Source organism: Microcella sp., from assembly GCF_040286215.1.
Lineage (GTDB): Bacteria > Actinomycetota > Actinomycetes > Actinomycetales > Microbacteriaceae > Microcella.
In genome coordinates this window covers 75130-86905 of record NZ_JAVKCK010000004.1, presented here as the reverse complement: position 1 = coordinate 86905, position 11776 = coordinate 75130, and the positions used below count along the sequence as shown (strand labels likewise).

Annotated in this window: 12 protein-coding genes; 5 read left to right on the top strand and 7 right to left on the bottom strand. The window is 66.4% G+C overall.

Annotated elements, in window-relative coordinates; genetic code table 11:
* Nucleotides 1–100 precede the first annotated feature (100 nt).
* From RJQ01_RS01550 to RJQ01_RS01540, 3 genes are read left to right on the top strand one after another with little or no spacing between them, the layout of a single operon-like run.
* On the top strand, nt 101–787 hold the full coding sequence (locus RJQ01_RS01550; protein WP_350474936.1) for a TetR/AcrR family transcriptional regulator C-terminal domain-containing protein: 687 nt from the start codon (nt 101–103) through the stop codon (nt 785–787).
* A 52-nt stretch (nt 788–839) separates the two neighbouring features.
* Nucleotides 840–2339 (top strand): adenosylhomocysteinase, encoded by a 1500-nt coding sequence (gene ahcY / locus RJQ01_RS01545; RefSeq protein WP_350474935.1) that lies wholly within the window; start codon nt 840–842, stop codon nt 2337–2339.
* 27 nt (nt 2340–2366) lie between these two features.
* Nucleotides 2367–3143, top strand: coding sequence for an FkbM family methyltransferase (locus RJQ01_RS01540; RefSeq protein WP_350474934.1), 777 nt, complete (start codon nt 2367–2369; stop codon nt 3141–3143).
* A gap of 39 nt (nt 3144–3182) precedes the next feature.
* Here the strand turns inward: RJQ01_RS01540 and RJQ01_RS01535 are convergent, their stop codons facing one another.
* A complete protein-coding gene (locus RJQ01_RS01535; RefSeq protein WP_350474933.1) occupies nt 3183–4097 on the bottom strand; it encodes an RDD family protein in 915 nt (304 codons plus the stop codon).
* Between the two features lie 16 nt (nt 4098–4113).
* On the opposite strand from RJQ01_RS01535, the gene RJQ01_RS01530 reads away from it, so the two are divergent.
* Nucleotides 4114–5109, top strand: a complete 996-nt coding sequence (locus RJQ01_RS01530; RefSeq protein ID WP_350475027.1) for a stage II sporulation protein M — start codon at nt 4114–4116, stop codon at nt 5107–5109.
* Nucleotides 5110–5133: 24 nt separating this feature from the next.
* Here RJQ01_RS01530 and RJQ01_RS01525 read toward each other — a convergent pair whose 3' ends face one another.
* From RJQ01_RS01525 to RJQ01_RS01500, 6 genes are read right to left on the bottom strand one after another with little or no spacing between them, the layout of a single operon-like run.
* A complete protein-coding gene (locus RJQ01_RS01525) occupies nt 5134–5862 on the bottom strand; it encodes an aquaporin (protein WP_350474932.1) in 729 nt (242 codons plus the stop codon).
* Nucleotides 5863–5903: 41 nt separating this feature from the next.
* On the bottom strand, nt 5904–6242 hold the full coding sequence (locus RJQ01_RS01520; protein ID WP_350474931.1) for a muconolactone Delta-isomerase family protein: 339 nt from the start codon (nt 6240–6242) through the stop codon (nt 5904–5906).
* Nucleotides 6243–6244: 2 nt separating this feature from the next.
* The gene (locus RJQ01_RS01515; protein ID WP_350474930.1) at nt 6245–7228 is read right to left on the bottom strand and encodes an alpha-ketoacid dehydrogenase subunit beta; all 984 of its coding nucleotides are present in this window, start codon (nt 7226–7228) and stop codon (nt 6245–6247) included.
* On the bottom strand, nt 7225–8211 hold the full coding sequence (locus RJQ01_RS01510; protein WP_350474929.1) for a thiamine pyrophosphate-dependent dehydrogenase E1 component subunit alpha: 987 nt from the start codon (nt 8209–8211) through the stop codon (nt 7225–7227). The genes RJQ01_RS01515 and RJQ01_RS01510 overlap by 4 nt, the downstream gene beginning before the upstream one ends.
* On the bottom strand, nt 8208–9275 hold the full coding sequence (locus RJQ01_RS01505; RefSeq protein WP_350474928.1) for a LacI family DNA-binding transcriptional regulator: 1068 nt from the start codon (nt 9273–9275) through the stop codon (nt 8208–8210). Before RJQ01_RS01505 ends, RJQ01_RS01510 begins: the two co-directional genes overlap by 4 nt.
* Before the next feature lie 31 nt (nt 9276–9306).
* Entirely contained in the window at nt 9307–10458 is a 1152-nt protein-coding gene (locus RJQ01_RS01500; protein ID WP_350474927.1) for a mandelate racemase/muconate lactonizing enzyme family protein, read from the bottom strand.
* 261 nt (nt 10459–10719) lie between these two features.
* On the opposite strand from RJQ01_RS01500, the gene RJQ01_RS01495 reads away from it, so the two are divergent.
* Nucleotides 10720–11775 carry a sugar ABC transporter substrate-binding protein gene (locus RJQ01_RS01495; protein WP_350474926.1) on the top strand — a complete coding sequence of 352 codons (1056 nt, stop codon included), beginning with the start codon at nt 10720–10722 and terminating at the stop codon, nt 11773–11775.
* The last annotated feature ends 1 nt before the right edge of the window (nt 11776 follow it).

Genomic DNA, 11776 nt, shown 5'->3' with positions numbered 1-11776 from the left:
GGGTGTCGACGCGGAGCTTCGTACACCGTACGTCGTACGCTGTACTATTGCCCGTACGCTGTACCATTGTCAAGTCGGTCGACGAAGCGCGAGGAGAGCCGTGTCTGCGAAGAGCCACCGGAGCGCCGATGCCGCAGCCGGCCTCAGCCAGCAGCGTGTGGTTCTCGAGGCGATGCGGCTCGCCGACAGCGAGGGAATCGACGGCGCGAGCATGCGCAAGCTCGCCGCCGCTCTGGGAGCCGGCGCGATGTCGATCTATCACTACGTGGCGAGCAGAGAAGAGCTTCTCGACGCCATGATCGACGTCGTGTTCACGGAGATCGACCCCCCGCCCGTCGACCGCGACTGGCAGTCCGCCATGCGGCTGCGGGCGACATCGGCACGTGCGGCACTCGCACGCCACCCCTGGGCCATCGGGCTGATGGAGTCGCGCACGACGCCAGGACCGGCGAACCTCCGTCACCGCGAAGCGGTGGCGTCGTGCCTGCGAAACGCGGGTTTCTCTATCGTGATGTCTGCGCATGCCACGTGGCTGCTCGACAGCTACGTCTACGGATTCGCGCTGCAGGAAGCGAGTCTGCCCTTCGAGACAGTCGATGAACTCTCCGCCATGGCCGACGCTGTCTACCTCCCCCAGCTTCCTCAAGAGGAGTTCCCCTACCTGTACGAGTCGGCTGCAGCACTCGGCGCCTCCGGGTATGACCCGGCGTCAGAGTTTGCCTTTGGGCTCGACCTCGTGCTGGCCGCCCTCGAGCCACTGAGAGACTCTGCACCGCGAGGGTCGTGACGTCCTCCACACCCTGCAGAACTTCACGGCGTGGCCTGACAGAATGGCGACCATGAGCATCCAGACCCCCGCGCGCCCCGAGCTGACCGTCGAGAGCAGCGGGGGTGTTCCGCACCGCGTGCGCGACCTCACACTCGCCGAGTCGGGCCGCCATCAGATCCGCCTCGCCGAGCACGAGATGCCCGGTCTCATGAGCCTGCGCGACGAGTTCGGGCCGCACCAGCCCCTCGCCGGCGCCCGCATCGCGGGCAGCCTGCACATGACCGTGCAGACGGCGGTGCTCATCGAGACCCTCGTCGCCCTCGGCGCCGACGTGCGCTGGGCCAGCTGCAACATCTTCTCGACGCAGGACGAGGCGGCCGCCGCGGTCGTCGTCGGCCGCACCGGAACGCCCGAGAGCCCCACCGGCACCCCCGTGTTCGCCTGGAAGGGCGAGACGCTCGAGGAGTACTGGTGGGCGACCCAGCAGATCTTCGACTTCGGCGTCGACGACGCCGGGCACCCGGTGGGCCCGACCCTCATCCTCGACGACGGCGGCGACGCGACCCTGCTCGTGCACAAGGGTGTGCAGTTCGAAGCGGCGGGTGCTGTACCCGATACGAGCCCCGGCGACAGCCACGAGTACGCCGTCATCCTGAGTGTGCTGCGCGACTCGGTGCAGAGCGACCCGCAGCGGTGGACGCGCATCGCCGCGAGCATCCAGGGCGTGACGGAGGAGACGACCACGGGCGTCCACCGCCTCTACGAGTTGCACCGCGACGGAAAGCTGCTGTTTCCGGCGATCAACGTCAACGACTCGGTCACCAAGTCGAAGTTCGACAACAAGTACGGCATCCGTCACTCGTTGCCCGACGGACTCAACCGCGCCACCGACGTGCTCATGGGCGGCAAGACCGTCTTCGTGTGCGGCTACGGCGACGTGGGCAAGGGCAGCGCGGATGCTCTGCGCGGGCAGGGCGCAAGAGTCATCGTGAGCGAGATCGACCCGATCAACGCCCTGCAGGCCGCCATGGACGGCTACCAGGTGGCCCGGCTCGACGACCACCTCGGCGAGATCGACATTCTCGTCACCGCCACCGGCAATGAGAACGTCGTCACCGTCGACCAGCTGCAGCAGCTCAAGCACCTCGCCATCGTTGCCAACGTGGGCCACTTCGACAACGAGATCGACATGGCGGGGCTCGAGAGCCTGCCCGGGGCGGAGCGCATCGAGATCAAGCCGCAGGTGCACGAGTGGCGCCTGCCGACTGGCACGAGCATCCTCGTGCTCTCTGAGGGCCGCCTCATGAACCTCGGCAACGCGACCGGGCACCCGAGCTTCGTCATGAGCGCCTCGTTCACCAACCAGGTGCTCGCCCAGCTCGAGCTGCACCTGCGCCTCGACCAGTACCCGACCGGGGTGTACGTGCTGCCCAAGCTGCTCGACGAGAAGGTCGCCCGCCTGCACCTCGACGCCCTCGGCGCGCGCCTGACGACACTCACGCCGAAGCAGGCGGACTACATCGGAGTTCCCTCCGACGGCCCGTACAAGGTGGATCACTACCGCTACTAGTCGATTACCCGCGATACTGAGAGAACGATGGTTATCGACATGCAGCCTGCGACGCGGGGGGTTTCGTCTCGGCTCCGATTCGGCCACGATGTGATGCTCCTCGCGAGCCGCATCAAGTGGGCCGAGCCCGAGCTGCGCGGCCTCGGCGCGCTCGTCAAGGAGGGCGACCGCGTCATCGACGTGGGTGCCGCTCACGGCATGTACACCATCCCCCTCGCCCATATCGTCGGTGCGGGGGGACGCGTCGACTCGTTCGACCCCCACCCTCGTCAGCAGGGCACGCTGCGACGCTGGCGGCGCATCCTGGCGGCGCCGCACGTGAGCGTCAATCCGTCGGCGGTCGGGCGGGAGGAGGGACAGCTGACAATGCGACTGCCCCTGTTCTTCGGCTTGCCGATCTACGGGCGCGCGCACCTCACCGAAGGGGCCGCGCCGGTGGGCTCGCGCGACATGGTGCGTCACTGGCTGACCCCCATCGCCGCGCTCGATGACTGGGTGGAGGCCGAGCGCATCGGCCCCATCTCGTTCATCAAGGTGGACGTCGAGGGGTTCGAGCCGCAGGTCATCGAGGGGGCGTCGGCGATGATCAGCCGCGACCTGCCGAGCCTGCTGCTCGAGATCGAAGATCGCCACCTCGCGCGCTACGGCCGCGACGCGGCGGGGTTCGTCGACTCGATTCTGGCGCGCTGGCCCGAGTACGGCATGTACAACTGGGCTGGCGAGGCCTGGTGCCGGGTCGACGCCGTGCAGCTCGGCACCCGCAACTACCTCTTCGCCACCGACGAGGCTCTCGCCCGCGCCTGACCGGGCACGCCAGCCGTGGCCCGATCATCGGGGGATGCCCTATCCCCGGTCAGGGAACCCGTGCGGCAGTGCGGCAAGCGTGGGCTGCAGCTCGGCGAGTCGCGCCTGCTCGAGCCGCAGCCCGGTCGCCTCGCGTTCGCGGCGCAGCGCCGCCACGGCGGCCAGGAACAGCTCGGGGCTGAGAAGCCCGGAGTCGACATTCGGCACGGGGGAGACGTACAGAGCAGCTTCGGCGCTGAGGCTCCTGGCGAGCCGCTCGCGCGTCGGGCCGGTGTGCCCGGACGCCTGCCGAAGGAACTGGGCGATGCGGCGGGAGAGAGCGTCGGGCATCCTGGCCACGTCCGCGGTGGCGGCCCACTCGGTGAGCTGCACCGGCACACCGTAGACGAGCGATCGTTCGGCGGCTACCCGCTCGTACTGGCTGTACGTGCCCGCGAGCAGGTCGCCGAGCCGCTTCGCCCTCGGGTTGAGCAGGGCGACGACGACGGCCGCGCCCCCGAAGGTCAGCACGATCTCGAAGAAGCCGACGAACGCGCGAATGAAGGCATGGCGGAACGCGATCGCCCCACCATCATCGCGCACGATGCGGTCGCCGAGCGCGAGCCGGCCAAGCGACTTGCCCTGCGACGCGGTTTCGACGACGGCGGGCGCGAGCACGACACCGACGAACACGCAGGCGATGCTCACGGCGGCGAACAGCGCGTCAGGAATACCGATCGCGCTCGCGGCGGAGAGCATCAGCCACAGCAGCAGGCCTGTCGCGATGATGTACGTCAGGTAGTCGATGATGCCGCCCGCCATGCGCGCGATGACGCTCGCCGGCCGCAACTCGAGGGCCACGGCTTCACCGGTGAGCAGCTCGCTCTCGGAGTCGTAGCCGCCCCGTGTGGCCCGCGAAGCAGGCTGCGCACCGGCAACGTGCGGCGCTCTCGGGCCGCTCTGCAGACTCGACATGGCATCATCTAAACAGATGGATCTCGATGCCTACTCCACCGCGCACGACGCCGAATGGCGCCGCCTGCGCGAGTTGTCGCGCCAGCGGCGCTTCGCCGGGCGCGACGCCGACGAGCTCATCGACCATTACCAGGCGGGCACGACCCAGCTCTCCGCCATCACGACGAGCGCCGGTCAAGTGTCGCAGGCCGCGCGGCTCAGCGTCCTGCTGTCGCGCGCGCGACTTCGCTTCACCGGCGCAGGCGCCGAACCGTGGTCGCAGCTGGCCCGCTTCGCGACGCGCGAGGTGCCGGCGGCGCTGTACCGCCTCCGCTATCTGACCATCGCCATCGCGGTCGCCTTCACCGCCGTGGCCTCGCTGTACGCCGTCTGGGTGGCGACGAACCCCGACGTGGTCGCCGCGCTCGGGCCGTACGACGAGCTGCGGCGCTATGCGGAGGAAGACTTCGTGGGCTACTACTCCGAGTCGAGCGAGGCTGTCTTCGGCCTGCAGGTGTTCAGCAACAACGCGTGGATCGCCGCCCAGTGCGTCGCCTTCGGCATCGTCGGCTTCTGGGTGCCGGTCGTGCTCTTCCAGAACGCTCAGGCCATCGGCACGAGCGCGGGTATCATGACCGAGTTCGACCGCCTCGACGTCTTCTTCCTCAGCATCGCCCCGCACGGCCAGCTCGAGATCTACGCGATCTTCGTCGCGGGCGCTGCGGGGCTCATGATTTTCTGGTCGTGGGTGGCGCCCGGCTCGCGCACGCGCGGTCAGGCGCTCGCCGAGGACGGCCGGGCGTTCTTCGCCGCGATCGGCGGTCTCGTGGCAGCACTGCTCGTGAGCGGCATCATCGAGGGCTACGTGACGCGTCAGGAGTGGCCGGAGGTCGCGCGCATCGGCATCGGCACGGTGGCGCTGGCCGCCTTCCTGGCCTACCAGTGGATGCTCGGCCGACGCGCGTACCGCGACGGCGAGACGGGCGACCTCGATCCGCTGAGCCGCGGCGCGCGGGTCGTCGTCGCCGACTGAACCCGCTCGCCGCGGCGTCGGCGCTCAGCGCTTGCCGGCGAACACTCCGCGGTAGATCGCGGCGCCGACGATCGCGCCCACGACGGGAACGATCAGGAACGCCCACAGCTGCAGCAGGGCATCCGGCCCGCCGTAGACCGCGGTCGCGAGCGAGCGCGCGGGGTTGAACGAGGCGTTGCTGACGGGGATCGCAACGAGGTGCAGCACCGTGAGCGTCATGCCGATGGCGAGCGGGGCGAACCCGGCGAACGCGCGGTCGTCGGTCACGCCGAGGATCACGATGACGAGCACGGCGGTCAGGACGAGTTCGGCGACGACGACGGCGACGAAGCCGTAGCCGTCGGGCGAGAGGGCGTCCCACCCGGTGGAGAAGAAGCCGCCCTCCTGCGCGCTCGCAAGCGAGCCGCTGGGGCCGAAGGCACCGATGAGCGCGAGCATACTGGTCGCGAGCAGGCCTCCGACGAACTGCGCGACGATGTACGCCGGGGCGTCCTTCCAGGCGAAGCGGCCCGCAACCGCGGCGCCGATCGTCACGGCGGGGTTGAAGTGCGCGCCCGAGATGTGGCCGACCGCGTAGGCGCCTGCCAGCACGGCGAGGCCCACCGCCAGGGCGGGGCCCAGAATGCCCGTGTTCGAGGACGAGAAGTAAGCGGTGCCGATGACGCCGCCGACGAGCAGGAAGGTGCCGAAGACTTCGGCACCGAGGCGCGCGGTCATCGACGGGGAGGACGGGGTGGGAATCTCTTTCGCCACGGAAAGCTCCTTCGGTGCAACAGGGGATGGACGACAGAACCCTATCGCCCGGCCCGCGGATCCTGGATGCTCGGGGCCGGGCACGCATCATCGAAGGGGAACGGCTGCAGAGCGTTCGGGTGTCTCTCGACCTCCGTCAACTCGACCGACATGTAGCGTCGGAAGGGCAGAGTGTCGAGATGGTCGCGAACCTCCCCTTCGTCGCGGCCTCGCCACAGACCGAACGAGGCGAGTCGGCCCGATTCCCGCCACAGCACGACGAGCACCCCGGCTCTCTGCAACTCCTGCGCGCGCGCGATCTCCTGCTCTCGCAGAGCGTCCATCGCGTCGTCGTCGAGCTGGGGTGGCGTGACCGTGGTGTGCACGAGAAAGTGCCGCACGGTCAATATCGCACCTGGTGTCGCGCCGCAGCGACGATGTCTGCCACCGACGTCAACCACAGCTCCTCGAGGTTCCCGGCGTACGGCACGGGCGAGTCTTCGGAGGAGAGCACGACCGGAGGGGCATCCAAGAGCTCGAAGTTCTCCGTGACCACGCGAGACACCAGCGAGGCGCCCCAACTGCCGTCCCGGGGACCCTCCTGGACGATCATCAATCGACTCGTGCGCCGCAGGCTCTGCAGCACCGTGTCGTCGTCGAAGGGCACGATCGTGCGCGGGTCGATGACCTCGAGCGAGATCCCGTCGGCTTCCAGCTCGTCGGCAGCCTCCAGGGCTCGGTGGCGCATCATCTGATTGGCGACCACGGTGATATCCGTACCGCTGCGCACGACGTCGGCGACGCCGAGAGGCACGATCTCTGACTCGAGCCCTTCCACATCTCCCTTGATGGCGAAGAGGTTCTTGTGCTCGAAGAACAGCACAGGGTTGTTCTCGCGGATGGACGAGCGAAGCAGCCCGTAGAGATCCGCAACGGTTCCGGGTGTCACCACCTTCAGGCCGGGAATGTTCAGGAACCAGTTCTCGGCAGATTGCGAGTGCTGCGCACCGAAGCCCGAGCCAGCTCCGTTGGCCATGCGAATCACCAGCGGCACCGTGACCTGGCCGTTGGTCATGTACCGGTACTTCGCGATCTGATTCGCGATCTGATCGAAGCCCACGCCCGCAAAGTCCGCGAACATGAGGTCAGCGATCGGCCGCAACCCGGTCATGGCAGATCCCAGGGCGGCACCGACGATGGCCTGTTCAGAGATGGGAGTATCTCTGACCCGGTTGGGTCCGAACTCCTCGAACAGACCAGGGGTGGTCTTGAACGCACCCCCTGCTGCTCCGATGTCCTCCCCGATCAGGATGACGTCCTGGTCAACGCGCATCTCGTCGGCGATCGCCTTGGAGATGATCTGGCGATAGTTGTAGGTCGTCGTCATGCGAACACGTCCTTCGAGCGGAGGCTGTTGTCGGGGGTCGGCGAGGCGAGCGCCCGATCCAACGCCGCGAGAACGTCAGCGTGAGCCGAGGTCTCGATGTCAGACACCAGCTCTCGTGTCGCGACACCGAATGACACCATGGCATCGGCGAGGCGCGGAATCGGGTCGAGCGTGAGCCAGTGCTCAAGCTCCCCTTCCGGCCGATACGCGCCGGGGTCGCTGCGGGAGTGTCCGGCTTGACGATAGGTCGACGCTTCGATCAGGGTGGGGCCCTCTCCTCGTCGAGCTCGGGCAACAGCGTCGTGCATGACGGCGCGCACAGCGACGACGTCGTTCCCGTCGACGAGCACGCCGGGCATTCCGTACGCGTCGGCGCGCCGAACAAGCTGGGGTATGGGCGTGGTCGAGGCGATGGGGCTGTACTCGCCGTACTGGTTGTTCTCGATCACGAACACCACGGGCAGCTTCCAGATTGACGCCATGTTGAGGCTCTCGTGGAACGCACCGATGTTGGTAGATCCGTCGCCGAAGATTGCGACGCTGACGTCGTCGCGGCCCTGAACCTGTGCGCTCAGTGCCGAACCGACCGAGATGGGCAGGTGTGCGCCGACGATGGCGTTGGAGCCGAGGGCGCCCACCGAGAGATCGGTGAGGTGCATCGACCCTCCCTTGCCACCGCACAGCCCGATCTCGCGCCCGAGGATCTCGCCGAAGCTGCCGTCGAGCGGCGCTCCCTTGGCGAGCACGGCGCCGTGCCCACGGTAGGTGCACGTCATCTGATCTGAGTGGCGCAGATCCCAGCACACGCCGACGGAGACGGCCTCCTGGCCTTGGCAGAGGTGCGTGCTGCCGCGCACGAGGTTCTTCGAGAAGAGCGACATCACTTCGTTCTCGAAGTGGCGAATCTCCCACATCCGACGCAGCAGATCGGCAGCGTCGGCGGGCACGCCGTCGGTCAGTGTTCGTGCTTCGGTTGTACTCATCGGAGCAATGCTTCTTTCTGAGTGGTCGGCGGTGAAGCGCTGCTTGCGCGCTGTTCGAAGTAGGTCGGGAGAGTGACGGGGTCGGGTGATTCGCCCCGCAGTAGTGCCAGGAGGACTGACGCCGCTTCGCCCCCCAGTCGCTTGGGGTCGCGCTTGATGGTGTCGAGTGCTGGTGACATGAATTCGGCGAGTGGACTGTCATCGCACGCGATGAGGCTGACGTCGTCGGGAACTCGCAGTGCGAGATCTCGGAGCGCCCTCAGCACTCCAACGAGAATCTGATTGCTGCCGGCGATGAGCGCGGTCGGCGGAGAGGGTTCCTGCAGCAGCTCGTGCGCCACGGCGTAACCGTATGTGCCCGTGAATTCCCCTGACCTCACACTGGTCTGCAGGTCGGGATGCGCCTTCGCGAATCGCCGCAACGCGTTCGCGCGCTCCCGACTCGGGCGAACCGCCAAGCTCCCGTTGATGAGCGCGATGGATCGATGGCCCAGCGAGTACAGGCGGTCGAGAGCCTCGTTCATGCCGGCTCGATGGTCGGAGTGCACCATGTGGTTCGCCTCAAGACCCTTCATGTGCCGATCCACGAGGACGACGGGAACGTGGAGTCTCTCGAGCGTGCTGGGAAGAGTCGGATTGGTCTCGCTGGCGAGCGACAGCAGCAGTCCGTCAGCGCGTCGACGATTCATGAGCGAGATGTGCTCGAGCTCGATGTGCGACTCGTTCATCGAATTGACGACGATCATTCCGTAGCCTGACTCGCGGAGCACCGTTTCCGCCCCGAGCGCGATCTCCGAGATCAGGGGATTGCTGATGTCGCTCACGATAAAGCCGATGGTCATCGTCTCGCCGGTGCGCATGCTCTGCGCCAGGATGTCTGGCTCGTAGCCCAGCGCGGCGACCGCATCCAGCACTCTGTTGCGCATGACGGCGCTGACGTCGCGATGTCCGGAGAGGACGCGCGAGACGGACGAAATGGCGACACCGGCTCGATCAGCGACTTCCTTCATGCCGGGGCGCGGGGGCGCTGCCGGACGAGCATCCGGGGGGCGATTCTCCGTCATGGTGCTCTGAACTTGCGTGGGGGCACAGTGATCACTCCTCGGAAATCCGATACTGATCAATGTAATCCCAGTTGAGCTCCCACCCGAGCCCAGGAGCGTCGGAGAGCGTGAGGTACCCGCTGTCGAGTTCCGGGCGATTGGCGATCATGTTCCACCAGAACGGGTCACGATCTGGGTGGAAGCACTCGATCACGGTGCCGTGTGATTGGCTCGCGATCAGGTGAGCCGAGACTTGAGGTTCCTCATGGTGGCCCATGCGGGTGTCGTACGTGTGCGCCACCGCCGCGGTTCGCAACCATGCCGTGGGGCCGCCCGACCATGACGCATCGAAGTTGCAGACGTCGATCGCCTGGTGCTCCATGAGATCCCGGCAGCCGCTCGGGCTGAATTCGCCCTGTCCAGCGCACACTGGATGCGGTACCGACTGACGTACCGCAGCCATCGACCGACGGTCATTGTGCCAGCGAACGGGTTCTTCGAACCACATGATGTCGAGGTCGGCTGTTCGCCTCCCGAACTCGATCGCATCCTGGACGGTGTAGCCCTGGTTGGCATCCACAGCGATGAGGAAGTCGCTGCCGCCCGCATCGAACGCCGCACGCACTCGCTCTGCGTCAACCTCTGGTGAGGCGCCTCCGATCTTGAACTTCATGCCGCCCAGGCCCATGGCCTTGTAACTCGAGATCTCTTCCGCGATCGATCCGAGCGGATCTCCGTAGTAGCCGCCGATGGCGATCATGGGGACCTTGTTGGTGAAGCCGCCCCAGAGCTTCCACAGGGGCTGCTTGAGCGCTTTCCCGACGGCGTCCCAGATCGCGGCGTCGGTGGCGGCCAGGGCCACGAGACCGAGCCGGCGGTCGCGAAGAATATCGTAGGTGGCGGGATACGCCGTCTCCCAGCACTGCGCCGTGCGCAGTGCATCCATGCCGATGAGGCGCGGAGCGATCTCGTTGACGACGATGTCGTTGATCTCCCGCAGGCCGGCGAGCTCGTCGCCGACGTACGCCTCGCCCATGATGCCGTCACTCGTGTGCAACTGGATGATCAGCGTCGCACGATGCGTCATCGAGTAGTAGCTGCCTTTGAACTCGCGAGCGAGCGGCGCCACGATGGGGATGGTCGTGATCGAGGTGATGATCAGCCCGCTCTCGGCAGCCTCGTCCGATTGAATGGGCGCCTTCATGGGATTGTGCATACTCATCCTCGTCTGGGATTCTGGAAACGTTTCTAAAACATAACGATCAGGCGGCGGAGGTGCAAGTAGGAACTCTGTGACCAGTCATGTGCCGCAGATAACCGCAGGCCAAGGAGCCAGGAATTCGCCAGGCAGCGGCGCTGCTGTGCGGCACTCCGTCATCGCTTGACTTGCGGCGCTGTCTCAACTAGACATGCACCACACCATACTGGAATCCTTTCCAGCACTGTCACATCAAAGGAGAGCGCAGTGATCACTAAATCAACACGCAACGGCTTGTCCGTCGTGGCGAGCCTGGGCATCGCAGCCCTGGTCCTCGTCGGCTGTACGTCGAGTCCCGCAGAAGAGCCCGCAGAGCCCGAGACGCCTTCCGTCGCGGATGACTCGCCCGAGTTTGTCGAGTTCCGGATTCCGGAGGCAGGATCCGGCGAGGGCCTCAAGCTCGGATTCATCGCTCTCGGCGATTCGATTCCCTTCTCGTCGCTCGTCACCAACAGCATGCGCGAGCAGGCTGAAGCAGCCGGTGCCGAGCTCATCGTGTGCGACAGCGACTTCGATGGCGCCAAGGCCCTCGACTGCGTGCTGAACTTCGCAGCTCAAGAGGTCGATGGTTACATCAACTTCCAGCTCGACTCGGCTGCGGCCGCGGGCATCTGTGAGGCCGGACCCCAGGTGCCGGTGATCGCTGTTGACATTCGCCAGGAGCCCTGCCAGCAGGCCTTCATGGGAGCCAACAACGAGCGTGCGGGCTTCATCGGCGGCGAGTCACTGGGTCAGTACTTCTCTGACAACTTCAACTGCGAGTATGACGCCTTCGTGTCACTCGAGCAGCCGGCTGCCGGCGTCGTGAACGACTTCCGCATGGGTGGTTACAAGGAGGGCTTCGAGTCGATCTGCGGCCCGATCGAGAACCTTCGTGAGATCGACGCGGGTGGCGTGACCGACACCGCGCGCACGGTCTTCACCGACGTTCTCACCACTCTGCCCGGTGCAGAGCGCATCGTCGTCGTCGGCATCAACGATGACGTGCTGCTGGGCGCCCTCGCTGCCGCTCGCACCAGTGATCGCGAAGGGAACCTCTACATGTCCGGTCAGGGCGGCGACCCTTCGGCGCACTGCGAGATCGCGAACAACCCCAACTGGGTCGGTGACGTGGCGTACTTCCCGGAGCGGTACGGCGAGATCGGTATCCCCTACATGATCGACCTGATCAACGGCGTTGACATTCCGTTCGACCTTCTCGTTCCTCACGAGTGGCTCACGGCAGACAACATCGGTGACTACTACGACCTGTCGGGTTGCTAGC